This window comes from Bordetella genomosp. 1, from assembly GCF_002261335.1.
GTDB lineage: Bacteria > Pseudomonadota > Gammaproteobacteria > Burkholderiales > Burkholderiaceae_B > Bordetella.
Genome location: NZ_NEVL01000005.1, coordinates 1 through 23,161 on the forward strand (window position 1 = coordinate 1; position 23,161 = coordinate 23,161).

General features: G+C 69.6%; 22 protein-coding genes. 11 read left to right on the forward strand and 11 right to left on the reverse strand.

The window, feature by feature from the left end:
* Together CEG14_RS20715 and CEG14_RS20720 are read right to left on the reverse strand one after the other, a co-directional pair.
* The coding region (locus tag CEG14_RS20715; RefSeq protein WP_306437045.1) for a malic enzyme-like NAD(P)-binding protein at window positions 1-760 on the reverse strand (760 nt) is incomplete at its 3' end.
* A 193-nt stretch (window positions 761-953) separates the two neighbouring features.
* Complete coding sequence (locus tag CEG14_RS20720; protein WP_094828310.1) at window positions 954-1,808, reverse strand: hypothetical protein; 855 nt, start codon at window positions 1,806-1,808, stop codon at window positions 954-956.
* A gap of 33 nt (window positions 1,809-1,841) precedes the next feature.
* On the opposite strand from CEG14_RS20720, the gene CEG14_RS20725 reads away from it, so the two are divergent.
* Complete coding sequence (locus CEG14_RS20725; protein ID WP_094828311.1) at window positions 1,842-2,996, forward strand: pyridoxal phosphate-dependent aminotransferase; 1,155 nt, start codon at window positions 1,842-1,844, stop codon at window positions 2,994-2,996.
* Between the two features lie 7 nt (window positions 2,997-3,003).
* Here CEG14_RS20725 and CEG14_RS20730 read toward each other — a convergent pair whose 3' ends face one another.
* A complete protein-coding gene (locus tag CEG14_RS20730) occupies window positions 3,004-4,110 on the reverse strand; it encodes a hypothetical protein (protein ID WP_094828312.1) in 1,107 nt (368 codons plus the stop codon).
* A gap of 105 nt (window positions 4,111-4,215) precedes the next feature.
* Window positions 4,216-5,058 (reverse strand): lytic transglycosylase domain-containing protein, encoded by an 843-nt coding sequence (locus CEG14_RS20735; protein ID WP_094828313.1) that lies wholly within the window; start codon window positions 5,056-5,058, stop codon window positions 4,216-4,218.
* An 85-nt stretch (window positions 5,059-5,143) separates the two neighbouring features.
* Between CEG14_RS20735 and CEG14_RS20740 the strand changes: the two genes are divergently transcribed.
* Complete coding sequence (locus CEG14_RS20740) at window positions 5,144-6,688, forward strand: UbiD family decarboxylase (RefSeq protein ID WP_094828314.1); 1,545 nt, start codon at window positions 5,144-5,146, stop codon at window positions 6,686-6,688.
* Window positions 6,689-6,756: 68 nt separating this feature from the next.
* Here the strand turns inward: CEG14_RS20740 and CEG14_RS20745 are convergent, their stop codons facing one another.
* The 4 genes from CEG14_RS20745 to CEG14_RS20760 form a co-directional block, all read right to left on the reverse strand.
* Window positions 6,757-7,116 (reverse strand): hypothetical protein, encoded by a 360-nt coding sequence (locus tag CEG14_RS20745; protein ID WP_094828315.1) that lies wholly within the window; start codon window positions 7,114-7,116, stop codon window positions 6,757-6,759.
* A 1-nt stretch (window position 7,117) separates the two neighbouring features.
* Window positions 7,118-7,564: a phage holin family protein gene (locus tag CEG14_RS20750; protein ID WP_094828316.1), complete on the reverse strand. Its 447-nt coding sequence runs from the start codon at window positions 7,562-7,564 to the stop codon at window positions 7,118-7,120.
* A gap of 57 nt (window positions 7,565-7,621) precedes the next feature.
* Window positions 7,622-7,939 carry a DUF883 family protein gene (locus CEG14_RS20755; protein ID WP_094828317.1) on the reverse strand — a complete coding sequence of 106 codons (318 nt, stop codon included), beginning with the start codon at window positions 7,937-7,939 and terminating at the stop codon, window positions 7,622-7,624.
* Between the two features lie 113 nt (window positions 7,940-8,052).
* Window positions 8,053-8,757 carry a hypothetical protein gene (locus CEG14_RS20760; protein WP_094828318.1) on the reverse strand — a complete coding sequence of 235 codons (705 nt, stop codon included), beginning with the start codon at window positions 8,755-8,757 and terminating at the stop codon, window positions 8,053-8,055.
* A 306-nt stretch (window positions 8,758-9,063) separates the two neighbouring features.
* Here CEG14_RS20760 and cysG point away from each other — a divergent pair, with 306 nt between their 5' ends.
* A complete protein-coding gene (cysG, locus tag CEG14_RS20765; RefSeq protein ID WP_094828319.1) occupies window positions 9,064-10,479 on the forward strand; it encodes a siroheme synthase CysG in 1,416 nt (471 codons plus the stop codon).
* A gap of 110 nt (window positions 10,480-10,589) precedes the next feature.
* Here the strand turns inward: cysG and upp are convergent, their stop codons facing one another.
* Together upp and dacB are read right to left on the reverse strand one after the other, a co-directional pair.
* On the reverse strand, window positions 10,590-11,228 hold the full coding sequence (gene upp / locus CEG14_RS20770) for a uracil phosphoribosyltransferase (protein WP_094828320.1): 639 nt from the start codon (window positions 11,226-11,228) through the stop codon (window positions 10,590-10,592).
* 129 nt (window positions 11,229-11,357) lie between these two features.
* Window positions 11,358-12,752: a D-alanyl-D-alanine carboxypeptidase/D-alanyl-D-alanine endopeptidase gene (gene dacB / locus CEG14_RS20775; RefSeq protein WP_255032170.1), complete on the reverse strand. Its 1,395-nt coding sequence runs from the start codon at window positions 12,750-12,752 to the stop codon at window positions 11,358-11,360.
* Between the two features lie 530 nt (window positions 12,753-13,282).
* On the opposite strand from dacB, the gene queA reads away from it, so the two are divergent.
* The 5 genes from queA to secF all read left to right on the forward strand — a co-directional run bounded on the left by queA (window position 13,283) and on the right by secF (window position 19,001).
* Window positions 13,283-14,347 carry a tRNA preQ1(34) S-adenosylmethionine ribosyltransferase-isomerase QueA gene (gene queA, locus CEG14_RS20780; RefSeq protein ID WP_094828321.1) on the forward strand — a complete coding sequence of 355 codons (1,065 nt, stop codon included), beginning with the start codon at window positions 13,283-13,285 and terminating at the stop codon, window positions 14,345-14,347.
* On the forward strand, window positions 14,344-15,480 hold the full coding sequence (tgt, locus tag CEG14_RS20785) for a tRNA guanosine(34) transglycosylase Tgt (RefSeq protein ID WP_094828322.1): 1,137 nt from the start codon (window positions 14,344-14,346) through the stop codon (window positions 15,478-15,480). The genes queA and tgt overlap by 4 nt, the downstream gene beginning before the upstream one ends.
* Window positions 15,481-15,715: 235 nt before the next feature.
* Complete coding sequence (gene yajC, locus CEG14_RS20790) at window positions 15,716-16,054, forward strand: preprotein translocase subunit YajC (protein ID WP_094828323.1); 339 nt, start codon at window positions 15,716-15,718, stop codon at window positions 16,052-16,054.
* Between the two features lie 67 nt (window positions 16,055-16,121).
* A complete protein-coding gene (gene secD, locus CEG14_RS20795) occupies window positions 16,122-18,011 on the forward strand; it encodes a protein translocase subunit SecD (RefSeq protein WP_094828324.1) in 1,890 nt (629 codons plus the stop codon).
* A 54-nt stretch (window positions 18,012-18,065) separates the two neighbouring features.
* Window positions 18,066-19,001, forward strand: a complete 936-nt coding sequence (gene secF, locus CEG14_RS20800; RefSeq protein WP_094828325.1) for a protein translocase subunit SecF — start codon at window positions 18,066-18,068, stop codon at window positions 18,999-19,001.
* A gap of 247 nt (window positions 19,002-19,248) precedes the next feature.
* Here secF and CEG14_RS20805 read toward each other — a convergent pair whose 3' ends face one another.
* Entirely contained in the window at window positions 19,249-20,001 is a 753-nt protein-coding gene (locus CEG14_RS20805; RefSeq protein WP_094828326.1) for a phosphatase PAP2 family protein, read from the reverse strand.
* Window positions 20,002-20,184: 183 nt separating this feature from the next.
* On the opposite strand from CEG14_RS20805, the gene miaB reads away from it, so the two are divergent.
* From miaB to ybeY, 3 genes are read left to right on the forward strand one after another with little or no spacing between them, the layout of a single operon-like run.
* Window positions 20,185-21,630, forward strand: a complete 1,446-nt coding sequence (miaB, locus tag CEG14_RS20810) for a tRNA (N6-isopentenyl adenosine(37)-C2)-methylthiotransferase MiaB (protein WP_094828327.1) — start codon at window positions 20,185-20,187, stop codon at window positions 21,628-21,630.
* Window positions 21,627-22,664: a PhoH family protein gene (locus tag CEG14_RS20815; protein ID WP_094828328.1), complete on the forward strand. Its 1,038-nt coding sequence runs from the start codon at window positions 21,627-21,629 to the stop codon at window positions 22,662-22,664. The genes miaB and CEG14_RS20815 overlap by 4 nt, the downstream gene beginning before the upstream one ends.
* Complete coding sequence (ybeY, locus tag CEG14_RS20820) at window positions 22,661-23,137, forward strand: rRNA maturation RNase YbeY (protein ID WP_094828329.1); 477 nt, start codon at window positions 22,661-22,663, stop codon at window positions 23,135-23,137. Before CEG14_RS20815 ends, ybeY begins: the two co-directional genes overlap by 4 nt.
* Window positions 23,138-23,161 lie beyond the last annotated feature (24 nt).

A 23,161-nucleotide genomic window follows, 5' to 3' on the forward strand; every position in this document is an offset into this window, starting at 1 on the left:
CGATCACGTCGGCCAGCTTGCGCGCCTCGGTCTTCTGCGCGTAGCGCGCCTTGTCCGGATCCATCAGCGTGGTGCGGCCTTCGTAGACCACGCCCTCGATGTCGGTGACCCAGACGTTCTCGAGCGGCAGGCCCAGGTCCACCATCAGGTTCAAGCACGCCAGCGCGGCCGCGCCGGCGCCCGAGGTCACGACCTTGACCTGCTTGATGTCCTTGCCCACGACCTTCAGGCCGTTGATGAAGGCGGCGCAGACCGTGATGGCGGTGCCGTGCTGGTCGTCGTGGAACACGGGGATTTTCATGCGCTCGCGCAGCTTGCGCTCGACGGTGAAGCACTCCGGTGCCTTGATGTCTTCGAGGTTGATGCCGCCGAAGGTGGGCTCCAGGCCGGCGATGATCTCGACCAGCTTGTCGGGGTCGGTCTCGTTGATCTCGATGTCGAACACGTCCAGGCCGGCGAACTTCTTGAACAGCACCGCCTTGCCTTCCATCACCGGCTTGGAGGCCAGCGCGCCGATGTTGCCCAGGCCCAGCACCGCGGTGCCGTTGGAGATCACGCCCACCAGGTTGCCGCGCGCGGTGTAGCGGAACGCGTTGGCCGGATCGTCGACGATCTCCTCACAGGCCGCCGCCACGCCGGGCGAGTACGCCAGGGCCAGATCGCGCTGGTTGGTCAGTTGCTTGGTCGGCGTGACCGAGATTTTGCCGGGGCGACCGTGCTCGTGATATTCAAGCGCGGCTTTGCGGAGATTGGCATCCATGGGAATGGGCTCGTGAGAGACGGACAAATGGGGGGTGAATTCTAGCGCCGGGCGGGCTTGCGCGGTACACGCATCAGCCCGGACAGGCGGACGGCCGCAGGGCGCGCGCCGGCGCCGGCGCAGGGATCGGCGGGGGGCCGATGGCTCGTATCTTACACAAAGCTGAATAACCCTCCTTTCTCGCCCGCCACACTCAATGCGGTCCGGCCTCGGCGTAGCAGCCCGCGGGATCGAACAGCGCGCGCACGCGGGCGTCGAGCTGGCGCGCCAGGCCGGCCAATGCGGGATCGGGCGCAGGGGGAAGTGCCGGCGCCGCGCCGCCCGGCTCGAACACCAGCTCCTCGATCCAGGCCAGCGCGCCGCCGTGGCCCAGGAACACCTGCGCCAGGTTGACCGCCGCGCCGTCGAGCGCATCCAGCCGATGGCGCGGCGCCCATGCCGGCGCGGCGAGGCAGGCGCGGCCGGCCTCCCCGCGCAGCAGCTCGAACAGCGCCGGCACCAGGCGCTGCACCGTGACCGATTGCAGCGGCTGCGTGGCCGCCGCGCCGAACGCGCCGAAGGTCTCGACCGTGCCGTCGGCCAGCACCGCCTTCACGCCGACCAGGCCGCTGGCGGCCGTGCCCGAGGTGGGCCAGCCACCGGCCTGCGCCAGCCACAGCCCCACCGGGGTGGACGGGATCTCGCTTTCGAACTGGGTGAGCCCCGCGGCCAGCAGCCCGCCCACGCGCGCGCCCGGCGCCACGTGCCAGCGGCCGTCGGCCTGGCGCACGCTCGTCAGCCGCCCGGGGTCGACCACCAGGCAGGGGCCGGCGGCCGCGGCCGGGCGCGCGGCGGCGGTGCCGGCCAGCGCCAGCGTGACGCCGTATTCGGCACAGAGGCGGCGCGCGATGCGCGCGTCCATGGCGTCGGCGGCGAGCAGGCGGGCGCGTTGCTCGCCCAGGATTTCGAGCGGGCCGGTGGCCACGGCCTCGAGCCGCTCGCAGAACGTGAGCCAGACCGAGCGCGGCGGCCGCTTTCCCAGCAGAAAAGCGCGACGGGAAGGCTGCATGACTACAATCCCTCTTTCGCTGTGAGATTCACCATGCCTGCCCTCGCATCACGTACCAATGATTTTTTGACATTCCAGGTCGTCGAACTCTTCAAAGAAGCCCAGGCGCTTGCCGCCACGGGACGCGACATTATCAGCCTCGGTATCGGAGAACCCGACTTTACCGCGCCGCCCCAGGTGATCGAGGCGCTCGAGCGCGCCGGCCGTGCCGGCCTGAGCGGCTACAGCGCCCCCGGGGGCCTGGCGCCGCTGCGCTGCGCCATCGCCCAATTCTATGAAACCGAGTTCGGCGCCCGCATCGATCCGGCGCGCGTGATCGTGACCGCCGGCGCCTCGGGCGCCCTGTGGCTGGCCTGCGCCGCGCTGGTGAACCAGGGTGGCGAGGTGCTGATGCCCGACCCGTCCTATCCGGCCAACAGCAACTTCGTGCTGGCCTCGGGCGGCCGTCCGCGCCTCATCCCCAGCACCGCCGCCAAGCGCTTCCAGCTCTCGGCCGCCGACGTGCGCGAACACTGGGGCCCGGCCACGCAGGGCGTGCTGGTGGCCTCGCCGAGCAATCCCACCGGCACCTCGATCGCCCACGACGAGCTGATCGACCTGCTGGCCGCGGTGCGCGAGCGCAAGGGTTTCACCATCATGGACGAGATCTACCTGGGCCTGTCGTACGACGGCCAGCCGCGCTCGGCCCTGACGCTGGACGACGACATCATCGTCATCAACAGCTTCTCGAAGTACTTCCACATGACGGGCTGGCGCCTGGGCTGGATGATCGTGCCGGAATCGATGGTGGGCCCGATCGAGAAGATGGCCGCGAGCCTGGCGATCTGCGCGCCGACGCTGGCCCAGCACGCCGCGCTGGCCTGCTTCCAGCCCGACGCGATGAAGATCTTCGCGCACCGCCGCGATGCCTTCCGCCAGCGCCGCGACTACCTGCTGCCCGAGTTCGAGCGCCTGGGCATTCCCGTGCCGGTCAAGCCGGATGGCGCCTTCTATATCTATGCCGACGTGGCCGGCCTGGGCATGGACAGCGCGACCTTCTCGCACCGCCTGCTGCACGAGGGCGGCGTGGCCGCCGTGCCCGGCCTGGACTTCGGCCCGGCCCACGGCCACCACATGATGCGCTTCTCCTACGCCACCGGCCTGGACCGCCTCCAGGAAGCCGTGGCCCGCATCGAAAAGCTGCTCTGACGCAGGCTCAGCGCGCCGCCGCCCCGGCCGGGCACGGCGCGCGCGTGGGCGCCGGGGCCGCGCCATCGACGATCAGCGTCATGAAGCGCACCACCCCCACCTCTTCATTGCGGTACAGGCCGCGCACGGCGCCGTCGGCGCCCTGCAGCACCGACATGCCTTCGGGCACGGTGTCGTGGCCGGCGCGTTCGGCGCCCGCCTCGTCCCAGGGGCTGAAGAGCCAGGCCGCGGGGTCGTCGCCGACCCGGCCGGCCGTGCGCACGCGGGTGCCCGCCGGGTAGCGCATCTCGCCCAGCGCGAGCGGGCAGACCAGCGCGCCGTCATCGATGCGCACCAGCCGGCGCGCAGCATCCAGGTAGATCGAGAGGCCGTCGAGCGCCAGGCCGCGCAGCGTCAGGACATGGCCCGTGTCCACGTCGATGCGCCACACGTCGTCGGCGCGAAAGCCATCGCCGTACAGCGTGCCGTGGGTAGCGATCAGGGCGGCGCCGGCCGGCAGCCCGGCGATCGCGTCGTTGCCCGGCCCCAGCTTGCACCGCCGCAGGCCGGCCGGGGCCTCGTCGGCATCGGTCTCCAGCGTGATGCCCTCGGCGAGGTCGCAGCGCCAGCCGTCGATCTCGTGGGTGCCGGCGCCGCGCAGCACCACCTCCTCGGCGTGGGTGCCGGTGACGGCGTACGCGTCGTTGCGCTGCACCTGCACGTTGCGCGACAGCGAGGCCGCCGGCACGCCGCGCACGCCGACCGGCGCGGGAAACGCCGCCGTCACATACGACTCCGGGTGCCCGGCGCGCTCGAGCCGCAGCCGCGTGCCGGCCGGCATGGCGATGCCGCCGAGCGTGCGCGGCGCATCGAGCGTGAGCTGCAGCGCAGCCTCCTGCGCCGCGTACTTGCGCTCGATCTGCTTGACGCCGACATAGAGCCACACGTCGAACGCGGCCGCCACGCCCAGCGCCAGCATCAGCAGCCCGCACAGGACGCGGCGCCGGCCGAAGGCGGCGCGGGCCCCGCCGCTGAAAGCCAGCACGGCCAGCCATCCCACGAGCGCGACGCCCGCGAGAAACGACACCAGCACGGTGAGATAGAAGTACCCGCTCGGAAAGGCGACAGGAATCATGGTGCCATCACTATACCGGGACGCATGATCCGGCGTCCGCCGCCGGGAGGCGCCCCAAACAAAAGGGCCACCCGCCAGGGTGGCCCCGTGCCTGTGCGCGGCGGGTCAGTCGCGTGCCAGGGCGATGCCGGAGGCCAGCGCCAGGCGGCGCCGTTCGGCCTGCACCTTGGCGCCGTAGCCGCCGTCGTCGGGGCCGGTGGCGCCGACGTAGCAGGCCAGGCCGCCGTTGACCGAACCGCGGCGGTCGACGCAATCCTTCAGGATCGTGGCGCCGACGTGGATGTTGGCGAGCGGATCGAGCGGGTTGCCCTTGCCCTTGCCGGCCGACACATAGGCGTCGAACTTGTCCTGGTGCACGCGGGTCATCACCTGCATCAGGCCCTGCGCGCCCACCGGGCTTTCGGCGAACGGGTTGTAGCGCGATTCGATGGCGATCACGGCGAGCAGCAGCAAGGGGTCGAGCTGCTTTTCGCGGCCGACCTTGTACACGGCGTTCACCAGCGTGCCGGTGGCGTCGTACGACACCTTGTATTTGCGCGAGATATAGTTGCGCAACGCATCCACCTGGGCATTGTTGGTGGCTGCGGATGCCGTGGTCTTGCGACCCTGCGGCGGGTTTTCGCTGCGCAACGGACCGAGCAGGCCGGTGGCGTTGCTGGGCGCATTGGGTACTGCCATGACGACGGCCGAAGCGTTATCGGTACCGGAATCCAGCCCCAGCTCGACGTCGGGGGCGGGCTGCATGGATGTGGGTGCGAGAGCGGTCAACAAGGCTTTGTGCACCTGCAGTGCCTGGTCTCGCAGACCGGGCAGTGCGAAGCCCATGCTCACCGTGACGATGACCGCGATGCCCAGATAGACCGTGCAGAGTCGCAGTGCTTCAGCGAGATGGTGGTGCACTCCTTGGGCCAGCTGACGAAAGACGCCGGCCACTGACGCATCGGGCATAAGACCTCCTGCGTGGGGAATGAAGAGCGGGCAATGTTAACCTCTGTTCTATCAATCAAATGTAACCAAATCACCGGGATCTGTAGTGAAGTACCGCGACCTCCGAGATTTTCTGACCCAGCTCGAACGCAAGGGCGAGCTCAAGCGCATCGCCGCGCCGGTGTCCACCGAACTCGAAATGACCGAGATTTCGGACCGCGTGCTGCGCGCCGAAGGCCCGGCCCTGCTGTTCGAAAAGGCCCTGCACAACGGCGCGCCGGCCGAGATGCCGGTGCTGGCCAATCTGTTCGGCACGCCGCGCCGCGTGGCCTGGGGCATGGGGGCCGAAGACGTGGGCGCGCTGCGTGACGTGGGCGAACTGCTCGCCTCGCTGCGCGAGCCCGAGCCGCCCAAGGGCTTCAGCGACGCGCTGGCCAAGGTCAAGATGCTCAAGGCCGCGCTCTGGGACATGAGCCCCAAGAGCGTGCGCGGCGCGCCGTCCCAGGAAGTGGTGTGGGAAGGCAACGACGTGGACCTGGCGCGCCTGCCGATCCAGAGTTGCTGGCCCGGCGACATCGCGCCGCTCCTCACCTGGGGCCTGGTCATCACGCGCGGCCCGAACGCCAAGCGCCAGAACCTCGGCATCTACCGCCAGCAGGTGATCGGCCGCAACAAGCTCATCATGCGCTGGCTGTCGCATCGCGGCGGCGCGCTCGACTTCCGCGACCACGCGCTGGCGCACCCGGGCACGCCGTTCCCGATCGCGGTGGCGCTGGGCGCCGACCCCGCCACCACGCTGGGCGCGGTCACGCCGGTGCCCGACACGCTCTCCGAATACCAGTTTGCCGGCCTGCTGCGGGGCTCGCGCACCGAGGTCACGCAGGCGCTGGGCAGCACGCTGTCGGTGCCGGCCACCGCGGAAATCGTGCTCGAAGGCCACCTGCTGCCGTCCACCGATCCGCGCGCGCTGGCGCCGCAGGCGCCCGACGGCGCGCCGCCCGCCCCCGACACCGGCTACGAGATGGCGCTCGAGGGCCCGTACGGCGACCACACCGGCTACTACAACGAGCAGGACTGGTTCCCGGTCTTCACCGTCGAGCGCATCACGATGCGCCGCAACCCGATCTATCACACCACCTACACCGGCAAGCCGCCCGATGAGCCGGCCGTGCTGGGCGTGGCGCTCAACGAGGTGTTCGTGCCGCTGCTGCGCCGCCAGCTGCCCGAGATCGTGGACTTCCACCTGCCGCCCGAGGGCTGCAGCTACCGCCTCGCGGTGGTGTCGATCCGCAAGCAGTACGCCGGCCACGCCAAGCGCGTGATGTTCGGCCTGTGGAGCATCCTGCGCCAGTTCATGTACACCAAGTTCATCGTGGTGGTCGACGAAGACATCGATCCGCGCGACTGGAAGGAGGTGGTCTGGGCCATGACGACCCGCATGGACCCGGTGCGCGACACGGTGCTGGTCGAACGCACGCCGATCGACTACCTGGATTTCGCCTCGCCCGTCTCGGGCCTGGGCGGCAAGATGGGCATGGACGCGACCAACAAGTGGCCGGGCGAAACCGACCGCGAATGGGGCACGCCGATCAAGATGGATCCGGCCGTGAAAAGCCGCGTCGACGCCATGTGGGGCGAGCTCGGGCTTTGATCGCGCGGGCCGCAACGCAAAGCAAAAGCGCCCCGCGGGGCGCTTTTGCTTTTGCCGGACCCGGCCCTTCAGCGCGGATCGCGCCCGGCGCGGTGGTTGTTGCGCCAGGCCTTGTAGAGCTGCCAGCCGGCCAGCGCGCCGCCGGCCAGCTTGAGCAGGCCGGCACGCTTGCCCCCGCCCATGACGAAGGCCGACAGGCTGGAGCTCACCATCGGATAGCGCCGCATCAGGTTGAACCCCTGCCACAGCAGCTGCGAGGTGTTGCCCCGCGCGAACTTGGGCCACAGCCCCCGCAGCAGCGTGGCGGGCTCGAGGGCCTGCCCCGCGTCGGCGATGCTGTGGGCCAGCGCCTCGCGCTCGATCGCCGCGCGGGCGCGCAGCAGCTCGATGCGGACCTGGCGGTCGACGGTTGCGGAATGTCGCGACATCTCAGCGCCTCCCGGCGCGCTGGCGCGCCGCTGCTTCACGTTCCGCGAGCGCTTCGCGCTCCTCCAGCTCTTCCTGGGCGTCGCGCACCCGGTCGAGCAGCTCGGCATCGCGCCCCAGCTCTTCGAGCGTGGCGGCGAACGGCACCGGGCCATCGACCAGCGTGCGACGCACCAGCAGCAGGAGACCCACGCCGATGACGCCATAGATGCCGGCCAGCAGGCCGAGCGCGACATAGCGATCCTCGGTGGGCCAGAACGCCACCGCGATGGTGATGGTGAATACGAGCACCGCCAGCGTGATGAACAGGAGCGCGGCGAATGCCATGCCCAGCACCTTCACGAGGCGAGCCTTCTCGCCGCTGGCTTCGAGGGCCAGCAGCTCGAGGCGCGTGCGCAACAGCCCGACCAGGCTGGCGGCAACGCCGAAAACCGATCTGCGCAGACTCATAGGCGATCAAATGCAAACGGCCGCGTGGTTTACCCCCGCGGCCGTCTGCACATGGCCTTAGCGTCGGCTGATCAGCAGGCCGAGCAGCAGGCCGGTCACGCCTGCAATGCTGATGGCCTGCCAGGGATTGTCGTGCACGTAGTCGTCGGTGGCACGGGCGGCGCGGCGGCCGCGCTCCAGCATCGCGTCTTGCGCGTCGTAGAGCGCTTCGCGGGTGCGCTTGAGCGAGGCCTGGGCGCGCTCGCGCAGCTCGGAGGCCTTTTCGCCGGAGCTCGCAGCGGCTTCACGCAGCAGCGACTCGGCATCGCTCAGGCTGTTCTTGACGCTGTCGATGAGTTTGTCCTTGGCGACGTCTTCGGATCGTTTTGCGTTCATTGGCGCTCCCTTCTGGATGTGACGGTGACACAACGATAATACCAGCCGCATCGGCGCCGGCAAGGCATCGATGCTACCGGTTGCTACGCCGGCTTACGGCGTGCGCCCAAGGCTTACTTGAGCTGCGTGATCTCGACGGCCGACTTGATCCCGCCCTGGTCGATATCCTGGCGCATGACCAGGTTCATCGACGGGCAATACCAGTCGGTGACCGTGGTGTTCAGCCCGGGGATCGGCAGCGTGATGCCCTTGAAGGTGGCCATCGTGGGATCGCTGTTGCGCGTGTAGGTGATGGGCAGGCAGGCGTACTTGCCCAGCGGCGTGTCGATCTCGCGGCGCGCGCCGACGGTCTTCTCGCCGATGCGCACGGTGGTGCTGGGCTGCCCGCCCACCGGCGCTTCCTTGCCGATGTTCAGGCGATAGGCGGCGCCCGGCAGGCGCTGGCCTTCCTTGACGGTCTCGTAGGCGAACAGGCCCAGCATGCGCAGGTCGAACTGGCCGTCGTTGCGCGGCGCCTCGCCGGCCTGGTCGTAGCGCACGAACGTGGCCTGGCCGTTCTTCACGGTCATGAGGTAGTCGAGCCGCGACTTGCCCGGCGGCAGGCCGGCGTAGGCAAACGTGGCGGTGCCGCGCACGCGCGCGCGGCACTCCGCGCCGCTCTTGCTCACTTCGGCGAAGTTGAGGTCGGCGCCCATGTTGATGTTGCCCGACCCGGTGAGCACGACCTGCCCGCCGTCGTGCATGAACTTGGCGTCGCACACGCCCGCGGCCTGGGCCGGGGCGGCGGCGAGACCGCCCGCCAGGGCCAGGGCGGCCATCGGAAAAATCAGACTTCTCACTTGCACAGGGCACTCCAGTAACGAACGCCAGCCGCGGCCGGACGATGCTCCGATACTACACCGCGGCCCCCGCCGGCCTTGTATCCGGCTGCGCCGGTCCGCAACCGGGAGACGCAGCGGCGACCCGGCCCCGTCCCATATCCCTCGGATTGCAGGAAACCCGGCCCGCCAAATAACTTTTCGGAATATGGATCCAAGCAATCAAAAGTTGTAGGGATGTAGCCCGCTTTCTATGATCGGGGCACATGTTGCGGGCCTGCGCCCGCGTGGCGCACCGACGATTCAATGAAGCTCTTTCCGATTTTCACCGACCTCGCCCAACGCCGTGTGCTGGTGGTGGGGGGCGGCGAAGTGGCCGCCCGCAAGGCGGCCGCCCTGCTCGAAGCCCAGGCCGACGTGGTGGTGGGCGCCCCCGAACTCCATCCCGAGCTGGCCCGCCTGGCCGCGGCCGGCCGCATCACGCACCTGGCCGGCGCCTACCAGCCGGCCTGGCTCGACGAGGCCTGGCTGGTGGTCGCGGCCACCGACGACCGCGCCGTCAACCAGGCCGTGCACGACGACGCCGTGGCGCGCCGGTTGTTCTGTAACGTGGTCGACGACGCCGCGCTGTCCACCTTCCAGGTGCCGTCCATCGTCGACCGCTCGCCGCTCATCGTCGCCATTTCGTCTTCCGGCGTGGCGCCGGTGCTGGCACGCCGCCTGCGCGAGCGCCTCGAATCCCTGTTCGACCACACGCTGGGCCCGCTGGCCGCGCTGGCCGAACGCTTCCGCGCCCGCATCCGCAGCCAGCGCCCCGACCTCGGCCAGCGCCGCCGCTTCTACGACTGGCTGCTCGACGGCCCGGTGGCCCAGGCCCTGCGCCAGCAGCAGCCCGACGAGGCCGAACGCCTGCTCGGCGCGGCCCTGGACCAGCCGCAGGAGGCGCGCCAGGGCAGCGTGGTGCTGGTGGGCGCCGGCCCCGGCGACCCCGGCCTGCTCACGCTCAAGGCGCTGCGCGCGCTCAACGAGGCTGACGTGATCCTGCACGACCGGCTGGTGAGCGATGCGGTGTTGGCGCTGTCGCGCCGCGATGCTGAGCGCATCACGGTGGGCAAGCTGCTCGGCGAAGACCACCAGGCCACCCAGGCGCGCATCCATCGCCTGATGGTGGAACACGCCCGTGCCGGCCGCCGCGTGGTGCGGCTCAAGGGCGGCGACGCCTTCATCTTCGGCCGGGGCGGCGAAGAGCTCGAATACCTGCGCGAACACGCCGTGCCGTTCGAGGTGGTGCCCGGCATCACCGCGGCGCTCGCCTGTGCCGCCTACGCCGGCATCCCGCTCACGCACCGCGAGCATGCGCAGTCGGTGCGCCTGGTCACGGCGCACTGCCGCGCCGACGAAGACACGCTGGACTGGGACGGCCTCGCCCGCCCGGCCCAGACCCTGGCCTTCTACATGGGCGTGGGCCAGCTCGATACGCTGTCGGCGCGCCTGATCGCGCACGGCCGCCAGCCCGACACGCCCTTCGCGCTGATCGAGAACGGCAGCCGGCCCGAACAGCGCGTGGTGGCGGGCCGCCTCGACCAGCTCGCCGAGCTGGCGCGCGCCCATGCCGTGCACTCCCCCGCCCTGCTGGTGGTGGGCGAGGTGGCGGGCCTGGCCGGCAAGCTGCGCTGGTTCGGCCAGTACGCCGAGGGCCTGCCCGCCCCCGCGGCCGCCTGAACGGCCCGGCCGATCCGCCCGCGCCTGCCGGCGCGGCCCAACAAAAAACCCGGCGCATGCGCCGGGTCTGTTGCAACGATCCGCCAGATCGCGCGGGCAGGCTTGCGCCCTTACTCGACCTTCTGCTTGGTGCCGAAGATGCGGTCGCCCGCGTCGCCCAGGCCCGGCATGATGTAGCCGTGCTCGTTGAGCTCGCGGTCGATCGAGGCGGTGTAGATGTGCACGTCGGGGTGGCGATCGAGCACGGCCTTGATGCCCTCGGGGGCGGCCACCAGCGTGAGCGCACGGATCTCGCGCGCGCCGGCGCGCTTGAGCATGTCGATCGTGGCGACCAGCGAACCGCCGGTGGCCAGCATCGGGTCGACGATCAGCGCCAGGCGCTGGTCGAGCTCGCCGACCAGGCGTTCGAGATAGGTCTGCGCTTCGAGGGTTTCTTCGTTGCGGGCCAGGCCCACGACGCTGACCTTGGCGCCCGGGATCAGGCTCAGCACGCCGTCGAGCATGCCGATGCCGGCGCGCAGGATGGGCACCACGGTGACCTTCTTGCCGGCGATCTTCTCGACCTCGACGGTGCCGCACCAGCCCTCGACCTGGGCCGGCGCGAGCGGCAGGTCTTTCGAGGCTTCGTAGGTGAGCAGCGCGGCGACTTCCTGCGACAGCTCGCGGAAGCTCTTGGTGCTGAGGTCGGCACGACGCATGATGCCGAGCTTGTGGCGGATCAGCGGATGGCGGATTTCATGCACGGGCATGTCCGTTATCTCCAGTAAATAGACTGAGCAATTCTTGCGCGGCCAATGCCGCGCCTGGGCGATATCGTAATCCGATTGCGCCCGGCGCGCCCCGGCGCGCCCCGGCGCGCCCCGGCGCAGCCGGTTTTTTCACTGCTCCGCGAGCCAGGCCACCAGCGCGTCGTCGAAGGCCCGCACCGCCGCCGCGTTGTCGTGATTGACGATGCTGACCACCACGAAGCGTTTGCCGCTGGCGCCCAGCACATAGCCCGCGATCGCGCGCACATCGCGCAGCGAGCCGGTCTTCAGGTGCGCCATTCCGGCCGCGCCGTTGCCCTTGAGGCGGCGCCGCACGGTGCCGTCGACCCCGGCGATCGCCATGGACGCGATGAATTCCGGCATCACGGGCGACTGCCAGGCCACGGTGAGCAGCGAGGCCAGGCTCTCGGCCGACACCCGCGCCTCGCGCGACAGCCCCGCGCCGTTGTCGATCACCAGCTCGGGCATCGACAGGCCCTGTTCGTTGAGGATCTGCTTGGCCACCGCCTCGCTGGTCGCCACGGTGGCGGGCCGGCGGCCGCGCTCGGCGCCGAGCGTGAGCAGCACGGTGCGCGCCATCACGTTGTTGCTGCGCTTGTTGATCACGCGGATCGCCTCGCCCAGCGTGGGCGACTCGTGGCTGGCCAGCGGCACGGCGTCGGTCGGGACCATGCCGGTGCGGACCTTGCCCTTGAAGGTGCCGCCGAGCTCGCGCCACAGCATGCGCAGCACCGCGTCGGCGTAGTCCTGTTGCGACAGCGCCAGGCGATACAGGCTGAATTCGCCGCACGAGCCGGCGACCTTGCCCTTCAGGCGCAGGCTCATGCCCTGCTGCGTGACGACCGGGTCGGTGCTCACCACCGGCGGGCCGGGGCAGCGCACGTCGCTCCATTCCACCGCGCCCTCCAGGCGCAGGCCCGGCAGCGGCGGATCGACCACGCCGACCCATTTGTGCGCCACCGGGTCCGGCGTGAACAGCAGGCGCACCGCGCCGAAGCCCACCATCAGCGCGTCGGGGCTGGCGTTGTAGGCCCGGTCGGGGGCGCCGTCGAAGGCGCCCGGATCGGTGGCCACCTGGCCGAAGATGCTGCGGTCGATCACCAGGTCGTTGATCTGCTTGACGCCGCGCAGGCGCAGCTCGCGCAGCAGCGTCCACATGTCCTGCAGCAGGAACTGCGGGTCGCCGCTGGCGCGCAGGTAGAGCGGGCCGGCCAGCGCGCCGTGGGCGTCGGGCCGGTTGCCCGGGTCGGTCAGGAATTCGGTGCGCCATACATAGTTGGGCCCCAGCTCGGACAGCGCGGCCCAGGTCGTGACCAGCTTCATCACCGAGGCGGGGTTGCGCGGCGTCTTGGCGTTGAGCGAGAGCAGGCGCGGCCCGTTGATCTCCTGCACCACCACCGACAGCGCGTCGTCGGGCAGCTTGGCGTCGCGCCAGGCGGCCGCCAGCTTGGCCGGCATGCCGGCCTGCGGCGTGGGCTGCGCCAGCGCCGTGCCGGCCAGCCCCATCAGCGCCACCGCGCTCCAGCGCCGCAACCATCCCGCCGCCCGCGGGCCGCCCTGGCTTCCGTTGCGCGCCTGCCTGCCTTGCCCTTGTGCCATGCCCCACCCGTTGGTTGCTTCACTGCCGTCGAAGCCGAAAGCATACAAAAACTGCGCGCATCCGACTCGTTCGCGGTGGCGCGCGGCGGCCCGGATGTTGGCCGCATGGGACGCCGGCCGCGCAAGATACAATAGCGGGTTATGTCCGCGGACCGTGGCCCGCCGCCGTTGCCTGCGATCGTCGCATGGGCCGTTGCAGACGCCGGTCGCACGCGCCCGTTGCACGGCCCGTTGCATGGGCAGGTCGCATAAGCCGGTTGCATGCACCGTTGCGCGACGCCCGGCCGGATTTCGGCATGGCGCCGAGCCGGCGCCCGCGGCTGCCGGCCGCCCCGGCGCAGGCCCGCCGCGGTCCGACCCGGCCCGGCCGGCGCGCGAGCGCCCGCCCGCCGCCGCCCGCCCCGGCCCGCCTTTCCCTACGTTCTTGATTGCCCATCGTGTCCCAAACCTACACCGTCGCCGACTTCGATTACGTGCTGCCCGACGAGCTGATCGCGCAGACGCCCGCCGCCGAGCGCGGCGGCAGCCGGCTGCTGCATCTCGACCGCGCCAGCCAGCTGCACGACCGCCAGTTCCCCGACCTGGCCGGCCTGCTGCGCCCGCATGACCTGCTGGTGTTCAACGACACCCGCGTCATCAAGGCGCGCCTCACGGGCCAGAAGGCCACCGGCGGCAAGGTCGAGGTGCTGGTCGAACGCATCACCGACACCGATCGGGCGCTGGCCCACGTGCGCGCCAGCAAGTCGCCCGGCGCGGGCATGACGCTGCGCCTGGCCGACGACGCCTTCGAGGCCGAAGTGCTGGGCCGCCAGGGCGAACTGTTCGAGCTGCGCTTTCCGGCGCCCGTGCTGGACCTGCTCGACGCCCACGGCGCCACGCCGCTGCCGCCCTACATCACGCACGCCGCCGACCAGGAAGACGACACGCGCTACCAGACCGTGTACGCCCGCGAGCCGGGCGCGGTGGCCGCGCCGACCGCCGGCCTGCATTTCGACGAGCCGATGCTCGCGCGCCTGGCGGCGCAGGGCGTCGAACGCGCCTTCGTCACCCTGCACGTGGGCGCCGGCACCTTCCAGCCGGTGCGGGTCGACAATCTCTCGGATCACATCATGCATTCGGAGTGGTACACCGTGCCGCCCGAGACCGTGGCCGCCATCGAGCGCGCGCGCCAGGCCGGCGGGCGCGTGATCGCGGTCGGCACCACCAGCGTGCGCGCCCTCGAATCGGCCGCCGCCCACAGCGCCGGGCAAGGCACCGCCGGCCCCGCCGGCCTGGGCGCCGCCAGCGGCGACACCCGTCTGTTCATCACGCCCGGCTACACCTATCGTGTGGTCGACGCCCTGCTCACCAATTTCCACCTGCCGCAGTCGACCCTGCTGATGCTGGTGTCGGCGCTGGCCGGGATGGACCCCATCCGCCGCGCCTACGCCCATGCCGTGGCCCAGCGCTACCGCTTCTTCAGCTATGGCGACGCCATGTTCATCGAAACGCCCCAGCCATGACCGGATTGAACTTCGAACTGCTCGCCACCGACGGCGCGGCCCGCCGCGGCCGAATGACCCTCAACCACGGCGTGGTCGAGACCCCCATCTTCATGCCGGTCGGCACCTACGGCAGCGTGAAGGCCATGATGCCGCACGAGCTCAAGGAGATCGGCTCGCAGATCGTGCTGGGCAACACCTTCCACCTGTGGCTGCGCCCGGGCACGGAAATCATGGAGAAGCACGGCGGCCTGCACGGCTTCATGCAGTGGGACAAGCCCATCCTCACCGACTCGGGCGGCTTCCAGGTCTTCAGCCTGCAGGGCATGCGCAAGATCACCGAGGAAGGCGTGAAGTTCGCCTCCCCGATCGACGGCGCGCGGCTGTTCCTCACGCCCGAGGAGTCGATGCGCATCCAGCGCTCGCTCAACTCCGACATCGTGATGGTGTTCGACGAGTGCACCCCCTACGAGATCGACGGCCGCCCGGCCACCGCCGAGGAAGCCGCCCGCTCGATGCGCATGTCGCTGCGCTGGGCGCGCCGCTCGCGCGAGGCCTTCGACGGCCTCGAGAATCCGAACGCGCTGTTCGGCATCGTGCAGGGCGGCATGTATGAACACCTGCGCGACGAGTCGCTGGCCGGCCTGACCGACATCGGCTTCCACGGCTACGCCATCGGCGGCCTGTCGGTGGGCGAGCCCAAGGAAGACATGATGCGCATCCTGGCGCACGTCACGCCGAAGCTGCCCCAGGACCGGCCGCGCTACCTGATGGGCGTGGGCACGCCCGAGGACCTGGTCGAGGGCGTCGCGCGCGGCGTCGACATGTTCGATTGCGTGATGCCGACCCGCAACGCCCGCAACGGCTGGCTCTTCACCCGCTTCGGCGACGTGAAGATCCGCAACGCCAAGTACCGCGACGACACGCGCCCGCTCGATCCCAGCTGCGCCTGCCACACCTGCCAGCACTTCTCGCGCGCCTACCTGCATCACCTGCAGCGCGCCAACGAGATCACCGGCGCCCGCCTGAACACCCTGCACAACCTGCACTTCTACCTGACCATCATGGCCGAGATGCGGGAAGCCATCGCCGAGGGCCGCTTCGACGCCTGGCGCGCCCAGTTCGCGGCCGACCGCAAGCGCGGCATCGAGTAGCCGGCGCGCCGTGCCGCCCTAGGCGTTTTCCCTGAGGACGACGTCTTTGGCGGCCGTCGTGGCCGCGCCCCGCGTGGCCGCCCGGACCGCGCCGCGCAACCTCGCTACAATAGCCGGCTGCCCTACCCATGGCTCGCGCGGGGGATAGGGACATAACAACACACGCGTACCCGAATACGTACCGAAAAATACGTAGCGCATTTACGTACCAATCGAATAACCAAGGAGTTACTCCATGTCTGCTATCGACACCGCTGGCATCGTCCTGGCCCAGGCCGCTGAAGGCAATCCGCTGATGAGCATGCTGCCCATCATCCTGATGTTCGTGATCCTCTATTTCCTGATGATCCGTCCGCAGATGAAGCGCCAGAAAGAACACCGCAACCTGGTTGCCGCGCTGGCCAAGGGCGACGAAGTCGTCACCGCCGGCGGCATGCTGGGCAAGGTCTCGAAGGTGACCGACAGCTACATCACCATCGAAGTCGCCGAGCTGGCCGACAAGCCCGTCGAAGTCACGCTGCAAAAGGCCTCGGTGACCACCGTGCTGCCCAAGGGAACCATCAAGGCCCTGTAATCGTCAGATCAGGCCCCGCTCACGAGCGGGGCCTTGTTCCGCTCCACCCCTTGATAAGTAGCCGGCAATGAACCGCTATCCCCTCTGGAAGTACATCACGGTCCTGGTTGCGGTCGTCATCGGCCTGCTCTACACCCTGCCCAATTTCTACGGTGAATCGCCCGCCGTTCAGATCTCCAGCGCCAAAGCCACCATCAAGGTCGAGCCCGGCATGCTGGAGCGCGTCGAGCAGATCCTGGCCGACGCCAAGCTTCCCGCCACCAGCGTCTATTACGAGCTGAATGGCACCCTGGGCACCATCCGGGCCCGCTTCGCCTCCACCGACATCCAGCTGCAGGCGCGCGACCTGCTCGACCGCACGCTGAACACCGTCGCCGGCGACCCCCACTACACCGTGGCGCTGAACCTGCTGCCCGCTTCGCCTCCGTGGATGCGCAGCCTGGGCTGGTTCGAGCCCAAACCCATGTACCTCGGCCTGGACCTGCGCGGCGGCGTGCACTTCCTGCTGCAGGTCGACATGCAGGGCGCCCTGACCGCGCGCTACGACTCGCTCGCCACCGACGTGCGCGCCACCCTGCGCGACCAGAAGATCGATGTCGCCGGCGTCGAGCGCACCGGCATGGCCGTGCAGGCCACCTTCGCCAACGCCGAGCTGCGCGACCGCGCCCGCGACGCGCTGCGCAGCCGCATGGCCGACCTGCAGTTCACCGATGCCGACAACGGCGGCCGTCCGGCCCTGGTCGGCGAGCTCGCCCCCGCCGCGATCACCCGCGTCCAGGACACCGCGCTCAAGCAGAACATCAACACCCTGCACAACCGGATCAACGAACTCGGCGTGGCCGAACCCGTGATCCAGCAGCAGGGCAGCGACCGCATCATCGTGCAACTGCCGGGCGTGCAGGACGTGGCCAAGGCCAAGGAACTGCTGGGCCGTACCGCCACCCTCGAAATCCGCATGGTCGACGACTCGCCGGGCGCCTCCAGCGCGCTGGCCGCCGGCACCGTGCCGTTCGGTCTCGAGCGCTACACCGACCGCGACGGCCGTCCGCTGCTGGTGCGCCGCCAGGTCATCCTGACCGGTGAAAACCTCCAGGACGCCCAGCCCGGCCGCGATTCGCAGACCCAGCAGGCCGCGGTGCACCTGACGCTCGACACCAAGGGCGCCCGCATCTTCCGCGACGTGACCCGCGACAACATCGGCCGCCGCATGGCCATCCTGCTGTTCGAAAACGGCAAGGGCGAGGTCGTGACCGCGCCGGTGATCCGTTCGGAGATCGCCGGTGGCCAGGTGCAGATCTCGGGCTCGATGAGCGCCGAGGAAGCCGCCGACACCGCGCTGCTGCTGCGCGCCGGTGCGCTGGCCGCGCCGATGTCGATCATCGAAGAACGCACCATCGGCCCCAGCCTGGGCGCCGACAACATCGCCAAGGGCTTCTACTCCACCCTGTACGGCTTCCTGGCGATCGCGGTCTTCATCATCATCTACTACCACCTGTTCGGCGTGTTCTCGACGCTGGGCCTGACGCTGAACGTGCTGCTGCTGCTGGCGCTGCTCTCGATGCTGCAGGCCACGCTCACGCTGCCCGGCATCGCGGCCATCGCGCTCACGCTCGGCATGGCCATCGACTCGAACGTGCTGATCAACGAACGTATCCGGGAAGAGCTGCGCAACGGCGCCTCGCCGCAACAGGCCATCCATCATGGCTTCGAGCGCGCGTGGGGCACGATTCTCGACTCCAACCTGACCACGCTGATCGTGGGCCTGGCGCTGCTGGCCTTCGGTTCGGGCCCGATCCGGGGCTTCGCGGTGGTGCACTGCCTGGGCATCGTCACCTCGATGTTCTCGTCGGTGGTGGGCGTGCGCGCCCTGGCCAACTTCTGGTATGGCCGTCAGAAAAAGCTCACGCACCTGTCGATCGGCACCGTGTGGAAACCCTCCACCACCAAGGCAAACTGAACTGGCGCGGGCGGCTGAACCAGCCGCCCGGCCGGGCTACCTGCAAGGCGTAACATGGAATTTTTCCGGATTCATCGCACCATCCCGTTCATGCGCCACGCGCTGGTGCTGAACATCATCAGCCTGGTGACTTTCCTGGCGGCGGTGTTCTTCATCATCACGCGCGGCTTCCACCTGTCGATCGAATTCACCGGCGGCACGGTCATGGAGGTGAACTATGCCCAGACCGCGCAGCTCGACCAGGTGCGCGGCGCGGTGTCCAAGCTGGGCTACACCGACTTCCAGGTGCAGAACTTCGGCACCTCGCGCGACGTCATGATCCGCCTGCCGGTGGCAGCGGGCCAGACCTCGGCCACGCAGAGCGAAACCGTGATGGGCGCCCTCAAGGCCGCCGATCCGTCGGTCGAGCTGCGCCGCGTCGAGTTCGTCGGTCCGCAGGTCGGCCAGGAGCTGCTGCACAACGGCATGATGGCGCTGCTGGTCGTGGTGATCGGCATCATGGTCTACCTCGGCATACGCTTCGAATGGAAGTTCGCCGTGGCCGGCGTGATCGCCAACCTGCACGACGTGGTCATCATCTTGGGCTTCTTCGCGTTCTTCCAGTGGGAATTCTCGCTCTCGGTGCTGGCCGGCGTGCTGGCGGTGCTGGGCTACTCGGTCAACGAATCCGTGGTCATCATGGACCGGATCCGCGAGAACTTCCGCAAGTACCGCAAGGCCAGCGTGCACGAGGTGATCGACAGCGCCATCACGCAGACCATCTCGCGCACCATCATCACCCACGGCTCGACGCAGATGATGGTGCTGGCCATGCTGTTCTTCGGCGGTCCCACCCTGCACTACTTCGCCCTGGCGCTCACGATCGGTATCTGGTTCGGTATCTACTCGTCGGTGTTCGTGGCCGCCGCGCTGGCGATGTGGATGGGCGTCAAGCGCGAAGACCTGGTCAAGCCGGTCAAGAAAGACGAAGACGGCGTCGAAACCGCCTGATCTTCCGCGCCCGCCGCCTTGCGCGGCCGGCACACGCACCCCAGGCACGGCGCCCGCCGTCCTGGGGTGTTTTTCATGGTGCCGCCGCGGAGCGTGGCCCGGCCACGGAACCCCTGCCCGGCCCGCCACACAGGCGCGTCCTGAAACCGGGCGCCGGGCTGCCGGGCGCGGGGCAACCCGGCGCCGGGCAGCCCCACGCCCGCCCATGAAAAAGCCGCCCTCGGGCGGCTTGTCGTGGCAGTTCAGTTCAGGGCTGGGCCGGCGGCGTGGCCTTGCCGGCCGGTTGGCGCCAGCGCCACGGCGCGCGCAGCGGCCAGCTGTAGCGCGACGACAGCACCCGCGGCGCCAGGACGGCCGCGCTCAGGATGGCGATCAGGGCGCCGCCGGCCACGTCGCTCAGGTAGTGGTCGCGGTTGACCACCCGGCTCACCGCCACCAGCGCGGCCAGCGCGTACACCGGCCAGCGCCAGCGCGGCGCCACGATGGCGATCACGGCCGCCACGGCGAAGGCCGATTGCGTGTGGCTGGAGGGGAAGGAATCGAAGGGCTCGCCGGCGAAGAAATCGCCGATGCCGTAGAACTTGTCGTCGAGCAGCTCTTCCGGCCGGGCGCGCGACACCAGGCGCTTGAGCAGGAGGGTCACGATGCCGCCCACCGCCATGGTGGCCATCAGCAGCGTGCAGACCCGGGCGACGCGCTCGAAGCCCGCCTGGAGCGGGCAGCGCCAGCCGCGCTGCAGGCCCATCAGCGACAGCACATAGGCGGCCAGCGCCGCGGCGAGGTACAGATCCGGGTCGCCCAGCTCGCCCACCCACTCGAACGCGGTATTGGTGGACTCGCTCACGTGGGCATGGATCCAGAGCGTCAGCGCCTGGTCGAACCAGTGCGCGCTCGCGGCCATCGCGGCCAGCGCGAGCAGCGTGGCCAGCACGGCGCGCGACACGGGAAAGCGCGGCGGTTCGGCCAGCGGCGGAGTCGGGATCGGGGGCGTGATGTTCATGCGTGGCGCGGGCGCGAGGCCTGTGGTCGATCGGGGCCGGAACGCAAAAACACAACGTTCCGGGCGGCAATAGTAACGGCCCGAGGCTGCCAGACCAAGACAATCCCGGTAACCAGCTAAAATCCCGGGTTCCCCAGCCCTCCCTACCGCCCCCGGGATATAAACCCGTCACGGCGCACGCTCATGCAAGAAACCACGCTCAAGCGCGACGGCTCGGCCGCCGCCCCCGCCCCGGCCGACATCGCCGCGGCCACCCCGCTCGACATTCCCGCCAACGCCCGCAAGCTCTACATCCGCACCTTCGGCTGCCAGATGAACGAGTACGACTCCGACAAGATGGTCGACGTGCTGCGCGAGGACCAGGGACTGGAAGTCACCGAGAATCCCGAAGAGGCCGACGTCATCCTGTTCAACACCTGTTCGGTGCGCGAGAAGGCGCAGGAAAAGGTGTTTTCCGACCTCGGCCGGGTGCAGCATCTCAAGCGCATGAACCCCAACCTCGTGATCGGCGTGGGCGGTTGCGTGGCCAGCCAGGAAGGCGAGGCCATCGTCAAGCGCGCGCCCTACGTCGACGTGGTGTTCGGCCCGCAGACCCTGCACCGCCTGCCCGAGCTGATCCGCCGGCGCCGCAGCGAAGGCCGCTCGCAGGTCGACATCAGCTTTCCCGAGATCGAGAAGTTCGACGCCCTGCCGCCGCCGCGCGTCGAAGGCGCGACCGCGTTCGTCTCCATCATGGAAGGCTGTAGCAAGTATTGCAGCTTCTGTGTCGTGCCCTACACGCGCGGCGCCGAAGTCTCGCGCCCCTTCGACGACGTGCTGATCGAAGTTGCCGACCTGGCCGACCAGGGCGTGAAGGAAGTCACGCTGCTGGGCCAGAACGTCAACGCCTACCGCGGCCCGATGGGCGACAGCGGCGAGATCGCCGACTTCGCCACCCTGCTCGAATACGTGCACGAGGTGCCCGGCATCGAACGCATCCGCTACACCACCTCGCACCCCAAGGAAATGACCCAGCGCATGGTCGACGCCTACGCGCGCCTGCCCAAGCTGGTGTCGTTCCTGCACCTGCCGGTGCAGGCCGGCAGCGACCGCGTGCTGGCCAACATGAAGCGCGGCTACACCGCGCTCGAGTTCAAGTCGGTGGTGCGCAAGCTGCGCAGCGCGCGGCCCAACCTCACCCTGTCGTCCGATTTCATCGTGGGCTTCCCGGGCGAAACCGAGGAAGACTTCGAAAAGACCATGAAGCTGATCGCGGACGTGGGCTTCGACACCTCGTTCTCGTTCGTCTACTCGCGCCGCCCGGGCACCCCGGCCGCCGACCTGCACGACGACACCCCGGCCGACGTCAAGCTCAAGCGCCTGCAACGCCTGCAGGCCTTGATCAACGAGCAGGCCGCCGCCATCTCCCAGGGCATGCTCGGCACCACCCAGCGCCTGCTGATCGAAGGCACCTCGCGTCGCGACGTCAACGAGCTGATGGGACGCACGGAAAACAACCGCATCGTCAATTTCCCCGGCCCGCGTTCGCTGATCGGCCACATGGCCGACGTGGTGATCACGCACGCCAACACCAATTCGCTGCGCGGCCGACTGGCGGCCGAACAGCCGCACCTCCAGGGAGCCGCATGAGCCAACCCCGCAGCAAGAGCCGTCGTGGCATGCCCGTCATCGTCACGCTCGATGGCGACAACATCCACCTGTCCAACCTGTGTGGTCCGCTCGACGAGAACCTGCGCCAGCTGGCCGACGGCATGGGCGTCACGCTCAACCGCCGCGGCTCGCGCGTGACCATCGAAGGCGAGCACGCCGACCTGGCAGGCCGCGCGCTGCGCCGCTTCTACGAGCAGGCCACGCACCGCGCGCTCAGCGTCGACGACATCCAGCTCGGCCTGGTCGAGATCGGCGTGGGGCGCAAGAACGAGCCCGAGGCCGAGGTCGCCGAGGATCCGCGCAATCTCGACCCGCTGCCGCCGGTCGACGACGAGAGCAACGGCGTGCTGTTGCGCACCAAGCGCACCGACCTGCGCCCGCGCACGCCGCGCCAGCGCGACTACCTCAACAACATCCTCAAGCACGACATCACCTTCGGCGTGGGCCCGGCCGGCACCGGCAAGACCTGGCTGGCGGTGGCCTGCGCCATCGACGCGATGGAGCGCGACACGGTGCAGCGCCTGGTGCTGACGCGCCCGGCCGTCGAGGCCGGCGAGCGCCTGGGCTTCCTGCCCGGCGACCTGGCGCAGAAGGTCGACCCCTATCTGCGCCCGCTCTACGACGCCCTCTACGACCTGATGGGCTTCGAGCGGGTGCAGCGCATGTTCGAGAAGCAGAGCATCGAGATCGCCCCGCTGGCCTACATGCGCGGGCGCACGCTCAACCATTCGTTCGTGATCCTCGACGAGGCGCAGAACACCACGCCCGAGCAGATGAAGATGTTCCTCACCCGGATCGGCTTCGGCAGCAAGGCGGTGATCACCGGCGATCCCTCGCAGGTCGACCTGCCGCGCGGCCAGCAATCGGGCCTGGCCCATGCCGTGAAGGTGCTCGAAGACGTGCAGGGCATCGCCATGACGCGCTTCACCAGCCGCGACGTCGTGCGCCATCCGCTGGTGGCCCGCATCGTCGACGCCTACGACAAGGCCGAGCAGGACGAGGGCGGCCGATGAGCGCGGGCCTGTCGCTGGCCGTGCAATACGGCGTGGCCGAGGCGCGCCTGCCGCGCCACCGGCTGCGCCGCTGGGCCCGCTACGCGCTGGACGGCGCCCGGGCCGACGGCCTGACCGAGTTCGACTCGGTCGAGCTGTCGCTGCGCCTGGTGGGCCAGGCCGAGGGCAAACGGCTGAATCGCGACTTCCGCGGGCGCGACTACGCCACCAACGTGCTGACCTTCGAATACGGGGTCGATCCGCTGGGCGTGGCGCGCGGCGACATCGTGATCTGCGTGCCGGTGCTGGCGCGCGAGGCGCGCGAGCAGAAGAAGGCCTTCGTCGAGCGCGCCGCCCACCTCACGATCCACGGCGTGCTGCACGCCCTGGGCTACGACCACCTCAAGGCGCGCGACGCCCGCCGCATGGAAACGCTCGAAACCGCGATCCTGGCGCGCATGGGCATCACCGATCCCTACGTGATTGCCGACTGAGGCGCCGTCCTGCGCGGGTTGACG